The organism is Mesorhizobium sp. NBSH29 (assembly GCF_015500055.1).
In the GTDB taxonomy this organism is placed as follows: domain Bacteria; phylum Pseudomonadota; class Alphaproteobacteria; order Rhizobiales; family Rhizobiaceae; genus Neomesorhizobium.
This window is the reverse complement of sequence record NZ_CP045492.1, coordinates 2,611,135-2,633,159: the sequence shown is the minus strand read 5'-3', so window position 1 is coordinate 2,633,159 and position 22,025 is coordinate 2,611,135. Positions and strand designations below refer to the sequence as shown.

General features: G+C 58.7%; 19 protein-coding genes and 1 tRNA gene. 10 read left to right on the top strand and 10 right to left on the bottom strand.

The genetic code is table 11. The annotated features are described in order from the left end of the window. The gene (locus GA830_RS13180; protein ID WP_195162292.1) at positions 1–585 is read right to left on the bottom strand and encodes a nitroreductase family protein; all 585 of its coding nucleotides are present in this window, start codon (positions 583–585) and stop codon (positions 1–3) included. A gap of 129 nt (positions 586–714) precedes the next feature. On the opposite strand from GA830_RS13180, the gene GA830_RS13175 reads away from it, so the two are divergent. Beyond that, positions 715–1,692: a hypothetical protein gene (locus GA830_RS13175; RefSeq protein WP_374939323.1), complete on the top strand. Its 978-nt coding sequence runs from the start codon at positions 715–717 to the stop codon at positions 1,690–1,692. 54 nt (positions 1,693–1,746) lie between these two features. On the opposite strand, the gene thrS is transcribed toward GA830_RS13175, so the two are convergent. The 3 genes from thrS to GA830_RS13160 all read right to left on the bottom strand — a co-directional run bounded on the left by thrS (position 1,747) and on the right by GA830_RS13160 (position 4,640). Continuing rightward, on the bottom strand, positions 1,747–3,720 hold the full coding sequence (gene thrS, locus GA830_RS13170; RefSeq protein WP_195162290.1) for a threonine--tRNA ligase: 1,974 nt from the start codon (positions 3,718–3,720) through the stop codon (positions 1,747–1,749). A 113-nt stretch (positions 3,721–3,833) separates the two neighbouring features. After that, positions 3,834–4,178, bottom strand: coding sequence for a membrane protein insertion efficiency factor YidD (gene yidD, locus GA830_RS13165; protein ID WP_195162289.1), 345 nt, complete (start codon positions 4,176–4,178; stop codon positions 3,834–3,836). Positions 4,179–4,190: 12 nt separating this feature from the next. Further along, positions 4,191–4,640 (bottom strand): iron-sulfur cluster assembly scaffold protein, encoded by a 450-nt coding sequence (locus tag GA830_RS13160; RefSeq protein ID WP_195162288.1) that lies wholly within the window; start codon positions 4,638–4,640, stop codon positions 4,191–4,193. 209 nt (positions 4,641–4,849) lie between these two features. On the opposite strand from GA830_RS13160, the gene folE reads away from it, so the two are divergent. The 3 genes from folE to GA830_RS13145 all read left to right on the top strand — a co-directional run bounded on the left by folE (position 4,850) and on the right by GA830_RS13145 (position 7,020). Continuing rightward, positions 4,850–5,485 (top strand): GTP cyclohydrolase I FolE, encoded by a 636-nt coding sequence (gene folE / locus GA830_RS13155; protein WP_195162287.1) that lies wholly within the window; start codon positions 4,850–4,852, stop codon positions 5,483–5,485. A 31-nt stretch (positions 5,486–5,516) separates the two neighbouring features. Then, a complete protein-coding gene (gene hisI, locus GA830_RS13150) occupies positions 5,517–5,972 on the top strand; it encodes a phosphoribosyl-AMP cyclohydrolase (protein ID WP_195162286.1) in 456 nt (151 codons plus the stop codon). Positions 5,973–6,057: 85 nt separating this feature from the next. Continuing rightward, positions 6,058–7,020, top strand: a complete 963-nt coding sequence (locus GA830_RS13145) for a patatin family protein (RefSeq protein WP_195162285.1) — start codon at positions 6,058–6,060, stop codon at positions 7,018–7,020. Between the two features lie 5 nt (positions 7,021–7,025). Here GA830_RS13145 and recJ read toward each other — a convergent pair whose 3' ends face one another. The 5 genes from recJ to GA830_RS13120 all read right to left on the bottom strand — a co-directional run bounded on the left by recJ (position 7,026) and on the right by GA830_RS13120 (position 13,045). Next, positions 7,026–8,810 carry a single-stranded-DNA-specific exonuclease RecJ gene (gene recJ, locus GA830_RS13140; RefSeq protein WP_195162284.1) on the bottom strand — a complete coding sequence of 595 codons (1,785 nt, stop codon included), beginning with the start codon at positions 8,808–8,810 and terminating at the stop codon, positions 7,026–7,028. Between the two features lie 54 nt (positions 8,811–8,864). Further along, a complete protein-coding gene (gene glpX / locus GA830_RS13135; RefSeq protein WP_374939267.1) occupies positions 8,865–9,842 on the bottom strand; it encodes a class II fructose-bisphosphatase in 978 nt (325 codons plus the stop codon). Between the two features lie 172 nt (positions 9,843–10,014). Further along, positions 10,015–11,328: a homoserine dehydrogenase gene (locus GA830_RS13130; RefSeq protein ID WP_195162282.1), complete on the bottom strand. Its 1,314-nt coding sequence runs from the start codon at positions 11,326–11,328 to the stop codon at positions 10,015–10,017. Positions 11,329–11,369: 41 nt separating this feature from the next. Next, on the bottom strand, positions 11,370–12,587 hold the full coding sequence (locus tag GA830_RS13125) for an LL-diaminopimelate aminotransferase (protein WP_195162281.1): 1,218 nt from the start codon (positions 12,585–12,587) through the stop codon (positions 11,370–11,372). Positions 12,588–12,688: 101 nt separating this feature from the next. After that, positions 12,689–13,045: a hypothetical protein gene (locus tag GA830_RS13120; protein WP_195162280.1), complete on the bottom strand. Its 357-nt coding sequence runs from the start codon at positions 13,043–13,045 to the stop codon at positions 12,689–12,691. Positions 13,046–13,150: 105 nt separating this feature from the next. Between GA830_RS13120 and GA830_RS13115 the strand changes: the two genes are divergently transcribed. The 3 genes from GA830_RS13115 (at position 13,151) to GA830_RS13105 (ending at position 16,776) form a co-directional block, all read left to right on the top strand. Then, positions 13,151–15,010: a PHA/PHB synthase family protein gene (locus GA830_RS13115; RefSeq protein WP_195162279.1), complete on the top strand. Its 1,860-nt coding sequence runs from the start codon at positions 13,151–13,153 to the stop codon at positions 15,008–15,010. Between the two features lie 218 nt (positions 15,011–15,228). Beyond that, positions 15,229–16,506: a D-Ala-D-Ala carboxypeptidase family metallohydrolase gene (locus GA830_RS13110; RefSeq protein WP_258045430.1), complete on the top strand. Its 1,278-nt coding sequence runs from the start codon at positions 15,229–15,231 to the stop codon at positions 16,504–16,506. A gap of 195 nt (positions 16,507–16,701) precedes the next feature. Next, positions 16,702–16,776: transfer RNA gene (locus GA830_RS13105), tRNA-Glu, on the top strand. A 467-nt stretch (positions 16,777–17,243) separates the two neighbouring features. Here the strand turns inward: GA830_RS13105 and GA830_RS13100 are convergent. Then, a complete protein-coding gene (locus tag GA830_RS13100; protein WP_195162278.1) occupies positions 17,244–19,331 on the bottom strand; it encodes a putative bifunctional diguanylate cyclase/phosphodiesterase in 2,088 nt (695 codons plus the stop codon). Between the two features lie 342 nt (positions 19,332–19,673). On the opposite strand from GA830_RS13100, the gene GA830_RS13095 reads away from it, so the two are divergent. From GA830_RS13095 to GA830_RS13085, 3 genes are all read left to right on the top strand, one after another. Further along, positions 19,674–20,447 carry an amino acid ABC transporter substrate-binding protein gene (locus GA830_RS13095; protein WP_195162277.1) on the top strand — a complete coding sequence of 258 codons (774 nt, stop codon included), beginning with the start codon at positions 19,674–19,676 and terminating at the stop codon, positions 20,445–20,447. Positions 20,448–20,559: 112 nt separating this feature from the next. Continuing rightward, entirely contained in the window at positions 20,560–21,240 is a 681-nt protein-coding gene (locus GA830_RS13090; RefSeq protein WP_195164939.1) for an amino acid ABC transporter permease, read from the top strand. Further along, positions 21,237–21,983 carry an amino acid ABC transporter ATP-binding protein gene (locus GA830_RS13085; RefSeq protein WP_195162276.1) on the top strand — a complete coding sequence of 249 codons (747 nt, stop codon included), beginning with the start codon at positions 21,237–21,239 and terminating at the stop codon, positions 21,981–21,983. Before GA830_RS13090 ends, GA830_RS13085 begins: the two co-directional genes overlap by 4 nt. Positions 21,984–22,025 lie beyond the last annotated feature (42 nt).

The window sequence follows — 22,025 nt, the reverse complement described above, 5'->3', positions numbered from 1 at the left end:
TTACTCCTCGAACGGTCCGGAGTAGTCGGCGTAAAGACCCTTCACGTCGGGGCGCGGGCGTTCGAAAATCTCGCCCTCATGGCTGCCGATGTGAACGAAGCCGATGACCCGTTCGGCGGGGGCAAGACCAAGGATCTTGCGGCCCTCACCGGTGTCGGAATACCAATTGGAGATCCAGTTGCTCTTGTAGCCCATCGCATTGGCCGCCAGCACCAGGTTCATCGCCGCCGCACCACCCGACAAAAACATTTCCCATTGCGGAATTTTGGTATTCTCACGCGGGACCGAAACAACCCCAATGACCAGCGGCGCGCGCGAAAAGCGCGTCAGCTCCTGCTGACGGCGGCCTTCGGGCAGCGGTCCCTCCCGCTGTTCGGCGAGACCAGCCAGCATCTGGCCAACCTGGTGGCGTGCCTCTCCACGATAAATGATAAAACGCCATGGCTGGAGGCGACCATGGTCCGGGACCCGGGTTGCGGCGCGGATAAGGGTTTCGATCTGTGCATCGTCGGGTGCGGGCTCTCGCAATTCCTGGATCGGTGCGGAATTGCGGCTGAGAAGAAAGTCGAGGATTGGAAGTGCCATAGGATGCTCCTGGTTTTGGCTAAAGCTGACCCAGGACATGGTGTGGGCGGCTCGGCTGGCGGCGATGCCGCGCGGCTTGTGATTTGCAAGGTCTTGAAATTGCCACCGCCTTGGGCTTCATGGCAAGCCATGATCGCAGCGATGACCAGACTGTTTACTCGGCCTTTCCTCGTGCTGGCGTTTTGTGTCTTTTCGGCAGTTTCCTTCGCCCAGGAGGTTTCTGATCCGATCAAGGATATCAAAATCCCCGACTTGAACAATTATGCCCCGGCGACAGCGGAGCGCCCGCTCGCTCAGGGCGCTGGTGGGCAGATCACTTTGTCTGCGCAACTCACTGAAACAACTCCGGAAATAACACGAGGACTGGTCTGGCGGGTGTTCCGGCCGGAAGCCGGAGAAGATGGAAAGCTGCCGCTCGTAGCCTCGGCACAGGGTGGCACCAGCGTGTTCGTGCTCGAACCGGGCAGTTATCTGGTCCACGCAGCCTTTGGCCGGGCTGGGGCGACCAAGCGAATCACGGTTACCAAGGAATCGCGCAAGCAAAATCTTGTTCTTGAAGCAGGCGGATTGGAACTGAACGGCGTTCTGGCCGGAGGCATCAAGATACCGGAGGAGAAGTTGCGCTTTTCCATCTACGAAGTGAATGCCGATGGCACCAGCGACGAAAAGGCACTGGTGGTCCCCGATGTGAAGCCGGGGACGGTGGTGCGCCTCAATGCCGGCACCTATCATGTGGTCTCGACCTATGGGGCAGTCAATGCGGTGATCCGCTCCGATATCCGCGTCGAGGCAGGCAAACTTACCGAGGCGACGGTGGAGCACCGTGCCGCCGAGCTGACCATCAAATTGGTGCGCGAAAATGGTGGCGAGGCGATCGCCGATACGTCCTGGTCCATTCTCACCAATTCCGGCGACCCTATCCGCGAGACCGTTGGTGCCTTCGCCTCAATGGTGCTGGCGGAAGGTGACTACACGATCGTCGCCAAGAATCGCGACCGGATCTACCAGCGCGATTTTACCGTCGAGGGTGGACGCAACAAGGAAGTCGAAGTGTTGGCAAGTGAGGCGACAGCTACAGAAGCCGAAGTGCTCGACGGCGCCGACTGATTTTTTTACGTTGCTATGATGGGGGAAAGCCGGAAGCCGGCTCCCCCCCGTTAATCAACCCACCCGTTTGCGGCGCAGATCCGGCGGCAAAGCCTCATCCACCAGAGCTGCGAGGGCGGCATCCAGCGACATGGATTCCTGATCGCGTGATCCCAGGCGACGCATGTTGACTGTTCCCTCCTCCGCCTCGCGCTTGCCGCAGACGAGAATAACCGGAACTTTCGCCAGCGAATGTTCGCGGACCTTGTAGTTGATCTTCTCGTTGCGCAGGTCAGTCTCCGCCAAAAGACCCGCAGCCTTCAGTTTGGCCGTGACTTCAAGCGCATAGCTATCGGCCTCCGAGGTGATGGTGGTCACGACAACCTGCAGGGGCGCGAACCAGAGCGGGAAGTGACCAGCGAAATTCTCCATCAAAATGCCGAGGAATCGTTCCATGGAACCGCAGATGGCGCGATGGACCATCACCGGCTGCTTCTTTTCCGAATCGCTGCCGATGTAGAAGGCGCCGAACCGCTCCGGCAGGTTGAAGTCCACTTGCGTGGTGCCGCACTGCCATTCGCGGCCAATCGCGTCCTTCAGAACATATTCGAACTTGGGACCGTAGAACGCGCCCTCGCCCGGGTTGATCGACGTTCTGATCGCACCGCCCGACTGCGCCTCGATGGTGGTCAGCACCTTGCCCATGATCTCTTCGGCGTGGTCCCACGCCTCATCGGTGCCGACGCGTTTTTCCGGGCGCGTCGATAGCTTCACTTGGATCTTGGTGAAGCCAAAGTCAGCATAGGTGGAAAGGATGAGATCATTGATGCGCAAACACTCGGCAGCGAGTTGTTCCTCTGTGCAGAAGATGTGCGCATCGTCCTGCGTGAAGCCGCGCACGCGCATCAGCCCGTGCAGCGCACCAGACGGCTCATAGCGGTGAACATTGCCAAATTCCGCAAGCTTGACCGGCAGGTCGCGATACGATTTCAACCCGTGCTTGAAAATCTGAACGTGGCCCGGGCAGTTCATCGGCTTTAACGCGAACACCCGGTCATCATCGGTGTCGTCGCCGGCTACCGTAACTTTGAACATGGCGTCGCGATACCAGCCCCAGTGGCCAGAAGTCTCCCATAGCGATTTGTCGAGCACCTGCGGGGCGTTGACTTCCTGATAGCCCTGCTCGTCCAGCCGCCTGCGCATGTAGGAAACGAGGGTCTGGAACATCTTCCAGCCTTTTGCGTGCCAAAACACGACGCCTGGGCCTTCCTCCTGGAAATGGAAGAGATCCATCTCGCGGCCAAGCTTGCGATGATCGCGCTTTTCGGCTTCCTCCAGCATGTGGAGATAGGTGTCCAGCTGCGACTGATCGGCCCATGCCGTGCCATAAATGCGCGTCAGCATCGGATTGTTGCTGTCACCGCGCCAATAGGCACCGGCCACCTTCATCAGCTTGAAGGCACTGCCGATCTGCCCGGTTGAGGCCATGTGAGGGCCGCGGCAGAGATCGAACCAGTCACCCTGGAAATAGATCTTCAGATCCTGGTCTGCGGGAATGGCATCGATCAGTTCGAGCTTGTAGGCTTCGCCCTTGTCCTCGAAGATTTTGCGCGCGTGATCACGCGCCCAGACTTCCCGCGTAAACGGCTTGTTGCGGCCGATGATCTCGCGCATCTTTTTCTCGATGGCGGGGAAATCCTCCGGGGTAAACGGCTCGTTTCGGGCGAAGTCGTAGTAAAATCCGTTCTCGATGACGGGGCCGATCGTCACCTGCGTGCCGGGCCACAACTCCTGGACGGCTTCTGCCAACACATGGGCGGCGTCGTGGCGAATAAGTTCGAGCGCGCGCGGGTCGTCGCGGGTGACGATTTCGACGTGACCTGACTTTTGTAGCGGCTCCGAAAGGTCGCGCAGCGTGCCGTCAAGCACATAGGCAACCGACTTTTTGGCCAACGATTTTGAAATGGATTCGGCGAGTTCACCGCCCGTCATCGCGGCGGCATAATCGCGCACGGAACCGTCGGGGAATGTGAGGGAAACGTCAGACATTTTTATGCTCCTATCCAGTCCCGCCAACGAGCGCGGGTGGTTTTGAAAGCGGTCGGGCAACATGCCCGGCAGCGAGCGGTGTTTTAGGCACTGTTTTGCACGCCGTAAAGCCGTCAGCCGTCGCTGGCGTGGCGACCAATTGCCCAGTAGCGCCATGGAAGATACCAGACGTAACGCTCACCAAGCTTTTGGGGCACGCGGTCGATGCCATGGGTGCCGCCCGGGCCGCAGCGCATGACCCGGAAAAGGCCAAGCCAGCCCCCCGTCCACAGGCCGTGGCGCGCTATCGCCTCATAAGCGTATTCCGAACAGGTTGGCAGGTGCCGGCAGCTGTTGCCGATAAAACCCGACAGCGTCAGTTGATACAATCTCACCAGTCCCGTTCCAAGGATGCGGCCCGGTGTCTTGGTCCACGGACCGGGCCAGTTGCGGCCTTGATGCTTGTGTTGGCCGCTCATGCAGGCGTCTGGTCAGGCAGCCGCTTCGCCCGAGCGCTGCCGTTCGATCTGGCCGATCGCATCGACTACAGCGTCGAATGTCAACAACGTGGAGGCGTGGCGTGCCTTGTAGTCACGCACCGGCTCCAGATATTTGAGGTCGGCAAAGCGGCCTTCAGGTGGCGCGCCGTTTTCCTTCAGCATCTTGCCCATGATCTCGCGAACTGAGCGCAGCTCTTCGGCGTTTGAGCCGACAATATTGGCAGCCATGATCGAGGATGACGCCTGGCCCAGCGCACAGGCTTTCACGTCATGCGCGAAATCGGTGACGATCCCGTCTTCCATGTTCAGGTCAATCGTAACCGTCGACCCGCACAGTTTGGAGTGTGCCTTGGCGGTGGCATGCGGATTTTCCAGACGACCGATGCGACTGATATTGCCGGCAAAACCAAGAATTTTCGCGTTGTACACGTCGTCGATCATGATTTTCCAAATCCACCGGCCTGGGCCAAAATGCGATTGCTTTGGCAGCCTTTTAATCGTGCTGTTCAAGCAATATATAATGCTGGTGTTTCACCAACCGCAAGGTAGTTGCGTTGCCAGCGGTGAAGCATGTAGGTCGCCTCCGCCATTTGCGGCCGTGATCCGTTCAACTCGTTCCTCCGTAGAGGGGAACTACGGGAGCCGCTTTTATGGATGCCATTGTCAAGAATTTTCCTGGTGTCGACAAAGACAAGTCATCTGACATCAAACGTCCGACTCAATCAGAGGTGGAAGCGGCCGTTCGCACGCTGCTTCTGTGGACCGGGGATGATCCGGATCGCGAGGGTCTTCTGGATACGCCCAAGCGGGTAGCAAAGGCCTATCGCGAAATGTTCAGTGGTTATGCGCAAGACCCTGCTGCCGAGCTTGGCCGCACCTTTGAGGAAGTCGCCGGCTATGACGATCTGGTGCTGGTGAAGGACATCACCTTTCACTCCCATTGCGAGCATCACATGGTGCCTATCATTGGCAAGGCGCATGTCGCTTATCTGCCGGATGGCAAGGTTCTAGGCCTGTCGAAGATCGCGCGCGTCGTCGACATTTTCGCGCACCGCTTGCAGACACAGGAAGCCATGACCGCCCAGATCGCTGGAGTGATCCAGGAGGTGCTGCAGCCGCGCGGTGTTGCGGTGATGATCGAGGCCGAGCATATGTGCATGGCCATGCGTGGCATTCGCAAGCAGGGATCAACCACCCTCACCTCAACTTTTACCGGTAGCTTCAAGAATAGCCCTGAAGAGCAGATCCGGTTTGTAACCATGGTGCGAGACGGCAACCGGGGCTAAGCCCCAACCAGCTCCCAGATAAGGACCGGCCATGCCGTCACTGACATTTCCGCCAGCCGATGCTGACAAGACGATGCTTGAGGAAGGCAGCGTATTTTCGCCGCGCTTTGATGCGCAAGGGCTGTTGACTGCTGTTGTCACCGACGCATCCGATGGCATGCCTTTGATGGTCGGCCACATGAACGCAGAGGCACTGGCGCTGACGATAGAGACCGGCATTGCCCATTATTGGTCGCGGTCGCGCAAGGCGCTTTGGAAAAAAGGCGAAACCTCCGGCAATTTTCAGCACATCGTCGAACTGCGAACGGATTGCGACCAGGATGCGCTGTGGCTCCGCGTAAAAGTTTCGGGGCATGACGCAACCTGTCACACAGGCAGGCGTTCCTGCTTTTACCGGACAGTGGAACTTGCAGATGGCAGCGCACGATTGCGCAGTGATGCAGACCAGCCCTTGTTCGATCCAAAGGCGGTCTATCCTGGCAAATGAACGCAATAGAACGCAGTACACACATCGATTCACCATTTTGATACGTGATGAAGCCTAGGATGACGCTGGGACAAGGGAGTTTGTGATGCTCGAGTGGGCGTCCATGCGTGGAAAGCCAGACATGCGCGAGATGAAAGCTCTCGGCTCTGAAGGTGCGCCCCTTGCAAAGGAACACCAAAAATCTGGCATTTCGCTTGCGCTGGGCGGTGGTGCCGCGCGCGGCTGGGCTCATATCGGCGTGTTGCGCGCACTGGATGAAGCCGGTGTTGAAATTTCTATGATCGCCGGCACCTCGATCGGTGCGCTGGTTGGCGGATGTTATCTCGCCGGCAAGCTGGATGAGCTGGAAGAATTTGCCCGTAGCCTGACCCGGCGCCGCATCTTTGGCTTGCTGGATATCAATCTAGGCGGCAGCGGCCTGTTTGGCGGCATGAAACTCAATGCCCGCATGCAGGAGCATATGAACGGCCTGCGTTTCGAAGATCTGTCAAAGCCCTTTATCTGCGTGGCAACCGAAGTGCGCACCGGGCATGAGGTCTGGTTGACCGAGGGTTCTCTTATCACGGCGATGCGCGCCTCCTATGCGCTGCCCGGCGTTTTCGAGCCGGTGAACTGCAATGGTCGAACGCTGGTCGACGGGGCGCTGGTCAATCCAGTTCCGGTCTCAGTATTACGCGCTTATGAGCAGCCGCTCGTGGTTGCGGTAAACCTCCATTATGATCTGTTCGGGCGCGCTGCCGTCATCAAGCACAGCGCTGGCGAACTGGTGGTGCAGAAAGAGGCGACGCCCGGAAAGCATCACGACACGACGACCCAAGGAACGCGCCTTGGGATTACCGGCGTCATGGTGGAGGCGTTCAACATAATCCAGGATCGTATTTCACGTGCACGACTGGCTGGCGATCCGCCGGACATGTCGCTGCAGCCAAAGCTTGGCCATATCGGCCTGTCGGAATTCCACCGCGCGGAAGAAGCGATCCGGATCGGCTATGAAGCGACCAAAACGCAGATTTCCGAGATCAACCGACTTCAAAGCGTGCTGGCCTGAAGGAGCTATTCGGCGCGCGCTGCGTCGATGATCCTGAACTGAACCTGACGCGCGCCATTCCAGTAATTGCCGGAGATCGAGCCGGCAACATGGATGCTAGCGCCCCTGTTTCTGACCAGAAAATCACCCAGCGGCGTGTCTGCGGCACGGAAGGCGATTGCCTGCACACGCCGCCCGGAAATGCTCTTCAAGTCGGCGCGGATGTGGTTAGCGCCCACCAGTCTGGCATCAATGAGCTGGTGACGGGGCAAGACCAGCACCGGTTGCGGATAACCCTGACCGAACGGACCGGCTTTTTCCATGGCATCAAGCAGATCGAACGTGACGCCTTCAGCTGAAAGGGCGCCGTCGATGCTGAGGCTTTCCTCATTGCGCAGGCGAAATATGTCGGAGGCAGCCTGCTCTTCGAAAAAGGCCCGCAAGGCACCCAGTTTCGCACGTTCCACCGTGATGCCGGCTGCCATCGCGTGGCCGCCGCCTTTGACGATCAGCCCGCGCTCAAAGGCCTCGCGGACCAACCGACCAAGGTCAAAGCCCGGCACCGAGCGGCCTGAACCCGTGCCGGTACCATTAGCGCCGAAAGCGATGGCAAAGGCTGGCCGGCGGGCATGATCCTTCAGCCGCGATGCGAGCAGCCCGACGATGCCCGGATGCCAGCTCTCGCTCGCAGTGACGAGGATTGCCGGTCCAGCACCACCTGCTGTCTCCGCATCGGCCTCGGCACGGGCAGCAGCCAGCATCTCCTGCTCCATGGCCTGGCGTTCCTGATTCAGCCGATCGAGCGTCTGTGCAATCGTGGTGGCATCGACAGGATCTTCGGTGACCAGAAGGCGCGCGCCCAATGCGGCATCGCCAATGCGGCCGCCCGCATTGATGCGGGGCCCGAGCAGGAAGGACAGGTGAAATACGTTCATCGGTTCACCGATACGCGCCACACGCGCCAGCGCTGCCAGCCCCGGATTGAGTTGCTGGCGCATCATCTGGATGCCCTTTACGACAAAGGCACGGTTGACGCCGGTGAGCGGCACGACATCGCAGATAGTGGCAAGCGCTACCAGATCGAGCTGCGTCAACAGATCAAACGGCGCTCCAAAATTCTGCTCTCGCAGCCGTTTTGCGGTGTGCACCAGCGTGACAAAGACCACGCCGGCGGCACACAAATGCCCCTGCCCTGACAGATCGTCTTCCCGGTTGGGGTTGACCACCGGGGTATCGGCAGGCAGCGCTCCACCAACCTGATGGTGGTCAAGCACCACAACATCAGCGCCCGCCTCCCGCGCAGCAGCGATGGAGACGGCGCTGTTGGTTCCGCAATCGACGGTGACGATCAACGATGCACCACGCGCCACGAGATCACGCATGGCTTCCGGGTTGGGGCCATAACCTTCGAATATGCGGTCAGGGATGTAGATTTCAGCCGTGATGCCAAAATGGGCCAGAAAGCGCTTCAGCAGCGCTGATGACGCTGCACCATCAACATCATAATCACCGAAGATGGCTACCTGCTCGCGGCGCGTGATGGCCTCGGCTATGCGCGTCGCGGCCCGGTCCATGTCGGTGAGTGAAGCGGGGTTGGGCAGCAGATCGCGGATGGTCGGGTCGAGAAAACGCTCGGTATCCTCAGCCGAGACACCCCGCCCCGCCAGAACCCGGGCCACCAAATCAGATACGCCGTGGCCCTGCGCAATTGCCAGCGCCGCCACTTCCTGACGCTCGTTAAGCCGGTGTTCCCAGGCGAGCCCGGTAGCCGACTGCTTTACACCCAGAAAATGGCGCCGCTCAGCGCTCATGCTTTGGCCCGTCCATTGTTGATTCGGGCTCGACGCTAACACAAAGAATGGGCGTCAGAATTTGTCGAGATCCTGATGGCGCGCCTTGATTTCGCGAACCGTTCTCGACGAGGAGCGCAGCACCAGCGTGTGCGTCTCGATCGAATCACGGTTGAACTTGACGCCGGCCAGCATGTTGCCGTCGGTCACACCGGTTGCGGCGAACAGAACGTCGCCCCGCGCCATTTCGTCGGCCCGGTAGATCTTGTTCGGGTCGGTGATGCCCATCGTTGCGGCGCGCGCAATCTTTTCGTCCGAATCCAGAAGCAAGCGGCCCTGCATTTGGCCACCAATGCAGCGCAGCGCTGCAGCTGCCAGCACGCCTTCAGGCGCACCGCCGGTGCCGAGATAGATGTCGATGCCGGTCTCATCGGGATCAGTGGTGTGGATGACACCGGCAACATCGCCATCGCCGATGAGGCGGATGGCAGCGCCCGTGGCACGCACGGCCTCGATCAGCTTTGCATGGCGTGGCCGGTCGAGAATGCAGGCGGCAATCTCCCCGACAGGAACACCCTTGGCTTTGGCGAGTGCTGCAATATTTTCTGCCGGTGATGCTTCGAGATTGATCAGGCCGGCTGGATAGCCGGGTCCAATCGCGATTTTGTCCATGTAGACATCGGGCGCGTAAAGAAGGCTGCCTTTTTCGGCAATCGCGATGACGGCCAGAGAGTTGGGCAGGTTCTTGGCACAGATCGTGGTGCCTTCCAGTGGATCGAGCGCAATATCGACTGCAGGGCCATCGCCGCTGCCCACCACTTCGCCGATGTAAAGCATTGGGGCTTCGTCGCGCTCGCCCTCACCGATCACCACCGTGCCGCGAATAGGGAGCCGGTTCAGTTCTGAGCGCATCGCATCGACTGCGACCTGATCCGCTGCCATTTCGTCGCCGCGCCCGCGCAAGCGGGCAGCCGCAACGGCGGCGCGCTCGGTCACGCGTACAAGTTCCATCGTGAGAATGCGGTCGAGACCGGCCATCGCATTGTTTGCCATTGTCATGTTCCTGCCTGGAAAACCCCTAGCCTCCGCCGCCGGCGGGACGGCGCTCCTTGTGTCAAAGTGCGATGACAACAGCAAGACCCCGCCGCGCCATTGTGGAAAGGTTCGACATATCAATCGATTGAAGAGGAGTGGCGCGCGCCGACGCTCCCTCCAAAAAAACGAATTATCCGGCGCGCTCGATGCGGATCACCTGCGGCTTGTCGGTCAGATGCCCATCCTTGGTGATGCCGTCGACCGCCTTGCGAACAGCCGCCTCGGTGGTCTCGTGGGTGACGAGGATCACTGTCTTCTGCTGGTCTTCGTTGGCGCCGACAGCGTGCTGAACAATGGATTCCAGCGATATCGAATTGTCGGCCATCCGCTTTGCCACGGCAGCGAAGACGCCGACACGGTCATGCACCGTCAAACGAATAAAATAGCCGCCGGCATGAGTGCGCATCTGCGCCTTCTTATATGGTCGCAGTTCCTTAGCCGGGCGGCCAAATACCGGGCCGTGCTGGAAGCCTGGGCTACTCTTGGCGATATCAGCGATATCACCCAGCACTGCCGATGCGGTGGCGTTGCCGCCTGCGCCTGGGCCGGACAGGAGAAGCTCGCCGACAATATCAGTCTCGATCGCCACGGCATTGGTGACGCCATGAACCTGCGCGATAACGCTGGCAGTGGGCACCATGGTGGGGTGGACGCGCTGTTCAATGCCACTTTCGGTCTTCTGCGCGACACCCAAAAGCTTGATTCGGTAGCCCAGTTCACCGGCGGCGCGAATATCGGCCTGGCTAATGTTGGAGATGCCTTCCATATAGATGTCGTCGGCTGCGATCTTGGTGCCAAAGGCAAGGCTGGTGAGGATCGACAGCTTGTGGGCGGTGTCGTGACCTTCGATGTCAAATGTCGGGTCCGCTTCCGCATAGCCAAGCCGCTGGGCGTCCTTCAGACAGTCCTGAAAAGAAAGGCCTTCAGCTTCCATACGGGTCAAAATGTAGTTGCAGGTGCCATTGAGAATCCCGAAAACACGGGTGACGCTATTGCCGGCCATCGCCTCGCGCATTGTCTTGATGACCGGAATGCCACCGGCAACGGCTGCCTCGTAGTTCAGAAGAACGCCTTTGGATTCGGCGATTTCCGCCAGCGCCACGCCGTGTTTCGCAAGCAATGCCTTATTCGCGGTCACCACGTGACGGCCAGCCTCCAGCGCCGCCTTTACGCAGTCATGGGCGGGCCCGGAATCGCCGCCGATCAGTTCGACAAAAACATCAATGTCGCCAGATTTCGCCAGTGAGACCGGGTCATCGAACCATTTTGCGCCGCTCAGATCCGCGCCGCGGTCTTTTGTGCGGTCGCGGGCTGAAATTGCGGTCACGACGAGGTCGCGCCCGCATTGGCGGGTGAATTCGCCGGCTTTGGCAGCCATAATGCGGACCACCGCGGCTCCAACTGTGCCAAGTCCAGCAATTCCAACACGCAATGCTTCCGCCATCTGGCCGTCTCCAATCCAATCAAAGAAATTGAGATCGGGACTTAGCGCCTTGCGGCGAGCGGCACAACATTGTCTGGCTGATTGGTTGCGCTGGAGAGGAAACGCTTGATACTGCGCGCAGCCTGGCGGATGCGGTGTTCGTTCTCCACCAGTGCCAGCCGTACATAGTCGTCGCCATGTTCGCCAAAGCCAATGCCAGGAGCTACCGCTACGTCAGCATTTTCGATGAGAAGCTTGGAAAACTCAAGCGAGCCAAGGTGCTTGAATGGTTCGGGGATCGGCGCCCACGCAAACATTGTCGCAGCCGGCGCCGGAATGGCCCAGCCCGCGCGGCCGAAAGCATCGACCATGACGTCGCGGCGGCGATGGTAAATCTCCCGGACCTCCGCGATATCCTCGCCGTCGCCATTCAGCGCGGCAGCTGCGGCAACCTGGATCGGTGTGAACGCGCCATAGTCCAGATAAGATTTGACCCGTGTCAGCGCCGAGATCAGCCGTTCATTGCCGACGGCAAACCCCATACGCCAGCCAGGCATTGAAAACGTTTTCGACATCGACGTGAATTCCACCGCGATATCGATGGCACCAGGAACCTCCAAAACAGACGGCGGCGGATTGCCGTCGAAATAGAGTTCGGCATAGGCAAGATCCGACAAAATGATGATGTCGTTCTTTTTGGCGAAAGCGACGACATCCTTGTAGAAATCGAGGCTCGCGACATGGGCCGTCGGATTGGATGGGTAGTTCAAAATCAGGGCCAGCGGTTTTGGAATGGAATGGCGCATGCCACGCTCAAGTGCCGGAATGAAATCGGTGTTTGGTTCGGCCTGCAGCGAACGGATAACGCCGCCTGACATGATGAAGCCGAAAGCGTGAATAGGATAGGTCGGGTTCGGACACAGGATCACATCGCCCGGCGCGGTGATCGCCTGCGCCATGTTGGCAAAGCCCTCCTTGGAGCCCAACGTCGCGACGATCTGCGAATCTGGATCGAGCTTCACGCCGAAGCGACGCGCGTAATAGCTGGCCTGCGCGCGCCTGAGGCCAGGAATGCCGCGCGATGAGGAATAGCGGTGGGTACGCGGGTCGCGCACCACTTCACAAAGTTTGTCGACAATGGCTGTTGGCGTCGGGAGATCGGGGTTGCCCATGCCCAGATCGATAATGTCAGCTCCTTTGGAGCGCGCGCTGGCCTTAAGCCGGTTGACCTGCTCAAACACGTATGGCGGAAGGCGGCGGACCTTGTAGAATTCTTCCATGTTAATTCCAGACAAAGGCGGGGTTTTGAAAACTGGCGCCGCTCTATAACCAAACAAATTTTTGGTCGATGGCCGGCGCCGATGCGCAATTCCAAACTTAGCTAAGGTGTCTTTTCAATCTGTTTCAGGGCGTTGGTGCCATGGGTTTGACCCAGCCTGCGCAGCAGCGCCGGGTCGGTCTGCCCGGAAGGTGCTGCGCCAAAGGCTGCGTTCTGCTGCTGTTCTGCGTTCAGCGCGGCGAGGTCTGCCGCTTTCTTTTCTGCCGAAATCTGTTCGGCAGCGGATTGTGGGGGGATGTTGAGGTTGGGATACGTTCCCGTATTGGCGGGACCGTTGGCACCTGAGGGAACAGCGTCTTCAATCGTTGCCGACGCACACCCGACCAGAAGCATGGCCAATGCAGCAATACTGGTCAGCCGAGCGCCAAAAAAAACATGTCCGCCGGTGAGATATGTCATAGTCTTGTCCAGACAGGCTTTGTAAAGCGGGCAACGCGCCGTTCAATCCACATGAACGTCGCAACCAATTATGTCAATAAATCGCCTGGGGAGGCACGCTCAACCATGTCGGCCGCATCCAAAACGCCGCGGGAAGACGCAAAGACCGGCGAGCAAACCGATGGAGATATTTCGGGCTCGTCAGTCGAGCAGTATCTTATACGAGACCCCGAACAGTTCGCGCTGAACTTGGCGCGGATGGTGGAGGAAGCCGGGAAGGCAGCGTCTGCATGGGTTCAGCCGCGCGAAAAGGGCGAGATCAACGACAGCGCCAATGACCAACTGACGGATATGGTCAAAACCTTTTCCAAGCTGACGGAATATTGGCTTGGCGATCCCAACCGCGCGCTTGAGGCGCAGACGCGGCTGTTTTCCGGCTACATCGGCGTGTGGCAAAATGCTCTTCTGCGGGCGGGCGGGGACACCCGTTCAGACGGTTCTGTAGAGCCTGAGCGCGGCGACCGCCGGTTCCAGGACCCGGAATGGGGCCGCAATGCATTTTTCGACTTCCTCAAGCAGGCCTATCTGGTCACCTCGCGCTGGGCTGCAGATCTGGTCGAGAATGCCGACGGGCTGGATGCGCACACGAAGCACAAGGCCGGCTTTTATATGAAGCAGGTGTCCAACGCGATTTCGCCTTCGAACTTCATCCTCACCAACCCGGAACTGTTTCGCGAGACAATCGCCTCCAACGGTGAAAACCTCATCCGCGGCATGAAAATGCTGGGCGAGGATATCGCTGCAGGAAAAGGTGAACTGAAAGTCCGGCAGGGTGATTATTCGCGTTTTTCGGTTGGCAAAAACATTGCGGTGACGCCGGGCAAAGTGGTTGCGCGCAGCGATCTGGCCGAGATCATCCAGTACACGCCGACAACTGAAACGGTGTTCAAGCGCCCTCTCCTCATCTGCCCGCCCTGGATCAACAAGTTTTATATCCTCGACCTCAACCCGCAAAAATCCTTCATCCGCTGGGCGGTAGAGCAGGGCCACACGGTGTTCGTGATTTCCTGGGTCAACCCTGACGAACGCCACGGTGCCAAGGACTGGGAAGCCTATACTCGTGACGGCCTGCAATTTGCGCTCGACTCGATCGAGACGGCCACCGGCGAAAGTGAGGTCAACGCGATCGGCTATTGCGTTGGCGGGACGCTGCTGACTGCTGCGTTGGCCCTCATGGCACAAGAGGGCGATGACCGGATTAGCACCGCGACATTCTTCACGACACAGATCGATTTCACTCACGCCGGTGATCTGAAGGTGTTTGTCGACGAGGAACAGGTGGCAGCGGTCGAGCGTTCGATGAGCGGAAAAGGATTTCTGGAAGGCACCCGCATGGCGGCAGCCTTCAACATGCTGCGCTCGGGCGATCTGATCTGGCCCTATGTCGTGAACAATTATATGCGCGGAAAGGATCCGGTACCGTTCGACCTTCTGTACTGGAACGCCGATTCCACCCGGATGGCGGCGGCCAACCATTCATTCTACCTGCGCAATTGCTATCTCGACAACACGCTGTCTCAAGGCCGGATGGAACTTGCCGGTCGAACGCTTTCGCTCAGTGACATCGTGATTCCCGTCTACAGCCTTGCCGCGCGAGAGGACCACATTGCGCCAGCCAAATCGGTTTTCGTGGGGTGCCACCATTTTGGCGGACCTGTCGATTTCGTGATGGCGGGTTCCGGCCACATTGCCGGCGTGGTCAATCCTCCGGAAGCCGGGAAATATCAATACTGGAGTGGTGCAAGGCCTGTGGGTGAGTTCGAGAATTGGGTTGAAAATGCCGTTGAAACCAAGGGATCCTGGTGGCCCCACTGGCAAAGCTGGATGGAATCCCACTCCGACGAACGCGTTGCGGCACGCCAGCCCGGCACACGTTCCCAAGTATTGGGCGACGCGCCCGGAACCTATGTCAAAACACGTGTGTAACAGCTTGTAATCTGCGGTGAATTGACCAGCCGGTTAAAACCGGCGAAATGGTCGCAGGCGTTTTTATGCAGTCCTTCCGCTGAGGCGTAATACTTCGTTAGCCTTAAAGTGGTTTGGGTCTGTTTTCCGAGTTTCATAAACGTCGTTCGTGAAGTTCATTCGGAAGTTGTCGCTCTGGCTGGTACGCCGCGACTTGGGACAAACTAAGGGGAAGCGGCTTGAAAGCAGTGCGACCGCGCTATGCAAGCGGGCAAGGCCACGCCATATTGGGTGCGCTGGCTGCCATGCTTTTGGCGTCGTGCTCGACCTCCGATCCTTCAATGGAAATGACCTCGCCTGCGTTTAACATGGCGGGCGCAGCGGTTGCCCCAAACTATTCCACTGCCGAAAATCCAGCCGGATCCCAAGCGGCAAGCGCTGATGGTGCCTTGCCGACGCAAGTTGCCTACCTGCCGACAACAAACCCCTCCGCTACGAGCTTTGCAATCGCGCAGGAAGCCCCGGTTGCAGCGACTGCCGCAGATATGCCTGCAACAGAAGTGGCCGCTGCGCCGCAAATGCCGGCGCCAGCCGAACAGGAAGCAGCGAACCCTGTCCCGGAGGCTGCGACAGCGGTTGCCACCCTGCCCGCGCAGGCAACGGAGGTTGGCCCGGTCGTTGCAGTTGTTCCCACGCCTGCGCTGCGCAGTACTGAAATCGACGTTGCTGGTGTCGACGTTGCTGATGTCGAGGAGCCGCAGATTGTGGCGACCGCTCCGGCAATTGCACCTACCGCCCCGGTCAATGCCAAGAAGAAAACATTCCTCTCTTCCCTTTTTGGAAAGGCGAATGCTGCGCCCGCGAGGCCCGAACAGCCCCAGGCCTTCAAGCAGATCCTGACAAATCCGACGACTGCCCCGGCAGTAGCTCCCAAGGCGAGACCTGCCGAACCACTGGTGCAACTGGCATCGCTGTCGTCTGCGGACACCAAACCGCTGGTAAACCGCACAGCCAGCGCCGACGCCCTGCCCGGCGTTCGCCAGAACGCTCTGTTTGAGATCAAGCGCAAATCCGGCCTTGACGATGACAGCGACGTGGATGTCCACGAAGACGAAGTTGGCGGGCCGGTTCGGCTGGCTTCGGCTGCGGGCCTGGCGCGCCTTGCGCCAAATGGCCTGCGCACGCAGACCGGCGAGGTTGATGTCGCCTGCCTGAAGCCGTCCTTGGTGCGCGAACTCAAAGTCATCGAGCAGCACTATGGTCGCAAGGTCATGGTGACGTCCGGCTACCGCAATCCGTCGCACAATCGGCGTGCCCGCGGTGCCAAGAATTCTCTCCACATGTATTGCGCTGCCGCCGATATCCAGATCGATGGCATCAGCAAGTGGGAGTTGGCGACCTATATCCGTTCCATGCCCGGTCGTGGTGGCGTTGGCACTTATTGCCACACGGATTCGGTACATATCGACGTGGGACCGGAACGCGACTGGAACTGGCGCTGCCGTCGTCGCCAATAGATTTGATCGCTGCTCGACCGAAGCCGCGCAGCGTGCCTTTCCACCAGCTCCATATTCCCACTTCTTTTCATCAACTTACTGCCGCGAGCGAAAGTCTCGCTCGGGTAAATTGTGCGCGCATTAAAAAGTTTGGAACGGGGTGCCAGACGGGGTTGCCCGATGCGAACAACCTTACTATAAGGCGGACGTCTGAGCGCGCCCATCGTCTAGCGGTTAGGACACCGCCCTTTCACGGCGGTAACAGGGGTTCGATTCCCCTTGGGCGTACCAGACTTTTTTCATTGCAGTTGCGAAGACATTTACGACGCCCTGTGCGGGCACCGGTTTCGACAACACCTGGCGTGCGCAACGATGCTTGAATCACCAGCGCAACTTGAAGCCTCCGGTACCACTCAATGCATGGCTGCAGCCGAAATCTTCAAGGCTGGTCTTGCCCTGTATCGCGCCATAAACCGCATAGTTCTCGTCATCCCAAGTCAGCAAACCGCCGACGCCAAGTCCTCCCCACAGCGCGTGGTTTTCGCTGGCGATGCCCGTTCGGGAATGGTGGCGGTCGAGCCATCGAGAAAATCATTGTTGAGATTGGCAACCCATAGACTGTGCGCGGCTGATCTTTGCATCCGTGCTCGTCCCATTCTCGTCGTCGGTCGAGATCCGAGCCTGCCTGTCAATCGGTCGCCGTTCCCAAATTGAACGGCGGCCCCGAATGGGTCGGCAATCCGTCAGACCGACCTTGATTACCCGGCCAAACGGCGCTTGAGCGGCGCCGGCTGCATACGTCCGGAGAACAGCGGGACGGTCTGAGACGCGCCCTTTAGAACGGTGGGCGCGAACAGCTGGTCTAGCGGTTTGGGGCGTCCAAGTAGAAAACCCTGTGCTTCATCGCAGAGTTCGTCGCGCAGGATCGTCAGCTGATCGTCAGTCTCGACGCCTTCGGCGAGTACTGGGATTTCCAGACTACGGCCCAGTGTGAGAACCGCGCGCACGATGGCCTTTGCCTGCGGGCTGCGCTCCACTTCGTTCATAAACGAGCGGTCTAGTTTGACCTTGTCGAAGGGGAACGAGCGCAAGGTGTCGAGCGATGAATAGCCGGTACCAAAATCATCAAGGGCGATGGTGACACCGAGAGCCTTGATCTGGCGCAGGATGTGGAGCGTGCGCATCTTGTCCGCGATAATCGTGGATTCGGTGATCTCCAGTTCCAGCCTGCTTGGCGCCAGACCGGTTTCAAGCAGGATCTCGTGTACCAGCTTGGCCAGATCGGAATGGGCAAACTGCACCGGCGAGAGATTGACGGCTATCTTGTAGGGCAAGGCCCAGGCTGCCGCATGCCTGCATGCAGTCCTGAGGACCCATTCGCCGATTGAGAGTATCTGGCCATTTTCCTCAGCTATCGGAATGAATTCGGCCGGCGGAACCTGTCCGAACTGAGGATGGTTCCAACGCAACAGCACTTCGAAGCCACGTATGTCGCCGGTCTGAACATCGGTCTGAACCTGATAGTACGGCTCAAGCTGATCCAGCTCGATGGCGGAACGCAGGTCCTGCGCCAGCGCTCGGCGCGAGCGCGAAGCCTCGTCCATGCGAGATTCATAGAAGCAGACGGCGCGCGTGACATCGGCTTTTGCACGGTACATGGCCAGGTCGGCATTGCTCACCAGCCGTTCCTTGCTGTCGCCGTCCTGCGGGTAAACGGCGACGCCAATGCTAGCGCCGGTAACGGTTTCAAAGTCATCAATGCGGATCGGCTGGAACAGGGCTGCTTCAAGGCGTGAGACAAAATCGAGGAGGTCGTTCTGGTCCGTGAAGCGCTTCACCGCGGCAAACTCGTCGCCGCCAACGCGGGCGACCATCTCTCCCAAGCGCGTTTCCTTTGAAAGCCTGAGTGCAATGGTCTTCAATGCCTGATCACCAGCATTGTGGCCACGCAGATCGTTGATGACCTTGAAGCGATCCAGGTCGATGCCTATCACCGCGACCTTTGCGTTGCCATCGGCGGCGCGGGCGATTTCACGGTCGAGTTCTTCGGCAAAGCTGACCCTGTTGGGCAAGCCCGTGAGTGCATCATTGTGCGCAAGGTGCTGAAGACGCAGGAAAGATTCATAGCTGGAGCGGCCGTCTATCAGGTAGCTCGCGACGCCCGTTGCCGCGATAATGAGGCCGACACCGGCAACCGCGATAGCCATGGCGTTGAGCACGTTGGGGTCTGTCGGCACCGCACCGGTGTTGAGCGGGGTTACCGAAAGGGCGGTCATTCCGGTGAAGTGGAGACCAACGACGCCCAGCACCATGAAGGCGAGTGCCAGATAGTGCGAACCCTCATAGGGCCGGCGCACAGCCTGACCGAGTGTCAGGGCGCCGAAAGCAGCCGAGATAATGGCTGAGGCTGCGATGTAGCCGAAATTCCACTCGACGATCCCGTCGATGCGGTATGCGAACATGCCGGTGTAGTGCATGGCTAAAATGGAAAGACCAAGGCCGACACCACCCCATTCAGGCGCGCCGCGAAACCGCTTCAGTGCGATGGTGAAGCTATAGGCGCTGCCGGCGATGACGATCATCAGCGACAGAAGCGTCAGCACCGGGTCGAAGGTGATGGGAGCGCCCGGATTGTAGGCGAGCATGGCAATGAAATGGGTACACCAGACGCAGGAACCTGCAGCCACCGAAGAGAGAAAGAGCCAGCCGCTCTGTTGCAGTCCCGTGCGGTCATTGGCGCGCTTTAAGAGACCGAGGGCAACCCAACACCCGCTCACGCAGGTAATCGCTGCCAGGATCACAAGCCACAGATTGTGCTCTGTGACGATGCAGGAAATGACACCCATGGTAAATAAACCCCAAACCCCAATCGTTGTCTTTTAGCTTCCGCATAAAGACAACGTATACTTGTCCCCGATGCTTGTGATCATATGCTAGAAGTTGCGTATAAATCGTGAATCCGTCTTAAAACCTTTCCGTGGGCTGCTTACGCGTTCAGAGCCGGAGTCCAGCGGGCAAGTGCCGCTGCCGTTTGGGAACGGGTAAATTGGTTGTAAAACGACTTCGCTATTGGAATTCCATTCTCTCTCTCCTAGTGGCGGCAGAATGCTTTCCTTGGCGTTTGGCAACGCTATTTGACAGATTCAGCGCCAAGCCACGAAACGTGGCAAAAACATAGGAATGGCTTAATGAACTGGCTCAAGACGATAATTGCAGCGACGACCCTCCAGATGCTGGCTGCGGGCACAGCTTCCGCGGGCGAAAATCTTGACGCGATCAAGGCTGCTGGCACATTTAAGATCGGTACTGAGGGCACCTATGCGCCCTTCACGTATCATGACACCGACGGCAAGCTTGTCGGCTTCGATGTCGAGATCGGTGAATCTGTGGCCAAGAAGCTTGGCGTCAAGGCCGAGTTTCTGGAAGGCAAATGGGACGGTTTGATCGCCGGACTTGGCGCAACGCGTTACGACGCTGTCATCAACCAGGTTGGCATCACCGAGGAACGGAAGCAGAAGTTCGATTTTTCGGACCCTTATATTGCGTCCAAAGCGGTGTTGATCGTGCGCGGCGACAATGAGGAGATCAAAGGGTTCGCTGATCTCAAAGGCAAGAAGTCGGCACAGTCCCTGTCGAGCAATTTCGGCAAGATTGCTGAAAACGCAGGTGCGTCGCTGGTTGGCACCGAGGGGTTCGACCAGTCGATACAGCTTGTCCTCAATGGCCGGGCCGATTCGACCATCAATGACAGCCTTTCCTTTCTGGACTTCAAGAAGCACAAGCCAGACGCCAATGTGAAAATTGCTGCCGAAGAGGCCAACGCCGATTATTCGGGTATCATCATCCGCAAGGGTGACCCGGAATTGCTGGCCGCCATCAATGCCGCACTGGCCGACATCAAGGCTGATGGTACCTACAAGGCGATTGCAGAAAAATATTTCGGCGCCGACGTCTCCAAGTAGCCTTACCTCAATTTTGTGTGCGGACCGGTTGCAAAACCGGTCCGCTTGCTGTTTGCGGCAGCAAGAGAATAATGTCGCGCTTGCGGCGACGCAGAGCGGAGCTTTGAAAACCTTGCCTGACTGGATGCTCCTGATGCTGAATTCGCTCGGCCCGCTTTTGTGGGCTGCGCTGATATTTACGGCACCGCTTACTCTTTTGTCCTTTGTGTTCGGGCTGAGCCTCGGCTTGCTGGTTGCGCTGGTGCGGTTGTTTGCGGCTGCACCCTTCGTGGTCATTGTGCGCTTTTATGTCTGGATTTTCCGCGGCACGCCGCTGCTTGTGCAGCTCTTCCTGATCTTTTACGGGCTGCCCAGCGTCGGCATCGTACTGGATGCGTTTCCTGCTGCGTTGATCGGGTTTACGCTCAATGTCGGTGCCTATTCGTCCGAAATCATACGGGCTTCGATATCTTCCGTGGCCAAGGGCCAGTGGGAGGCCGCCTATGCTGTTGGCATGAGCGGGCCGCAGGCGATGCGCCGCACCATCCTGCCACAAGCACTCCGGGTCGCGGTGCCGCCGCTTTCCAACACTTTTATCTCCTTGGTCAAGGATACGTCGCTGGCCGCCGCTATCACCGTCCCTGAGATGTTCCAGGCAGCACAGCGCATTGTCGCGACCACTTATGAGCCGTTGATCCTCTATGTCGAGGCTGCGCTCATCTATCTTGGCCTGAGCTCTATCCTGTCGTCGTTGCAGGTACGGCTTGAAGCGCGCCTCAACCGCTATGGCGGATTTCTGGAGGCGCGGTCATGATCGAGCTATCTGCCATCGAGAAACGATTTGGCGACAATCTCGTCTTGAAAGGCGTTAGCGCGCAGATCGGCGAAGGCACGGTTACAGCTTTGGTGGGCCCGTCAGGTGGCGGCAAGAGCACGCTTTTGCGCTGCATCAACCTGCTGGAAATCCCCACATCGGGAACGGTACGGATTGGCGATGAAGCGCTCTCATTTAGCCCCGGCAAGAAGCCGTCTTCCTCCGACATACGGCGATTGCGGCGTCAGACAGGCATGGTGTTCCAGAATTTCCAGCTGTTTCCACATCGCACAGCACTTGAAAATGTCACCGAGGGGCTGACGACTGTCTTGAAATGGTCAGTTGAGAAAGCGCGTGCGCACGCAATGGAATTGCTGGAGAAGGTTGGCATGGCACAGAAGGCGGATGCCTGGCCGGCGACACTTTCCGGCGGGCAACAGCAGCGCGTTGCCATTGCGCGCGCACTGGCGCCCTCGCCGCGCGTTCTGCTGTGTGATGAACCGACATCCGCGCTCGACCCGGAGCTTTCCGGTGAGGTGGTTGAGGTTTTGGGCAAGCTCGCAACTGAGGGCACCACCATGGTGATGGCCACGCATGACCTGAGGCTTGCCGCCAACATTGCCAATTCGGTGATTTTTCTCGAGGCTGGCGAGATTGTTGAAACCGGTTCGGCGAAAGATGTGTTCGAAAACCCGCAGCGCGAACGCACCAAACGATTTATTACAACGCTGACGCAAAAATAGACCAAACGACGTGGCGTCAACACCGCTTTAAGGCTTGGCGGG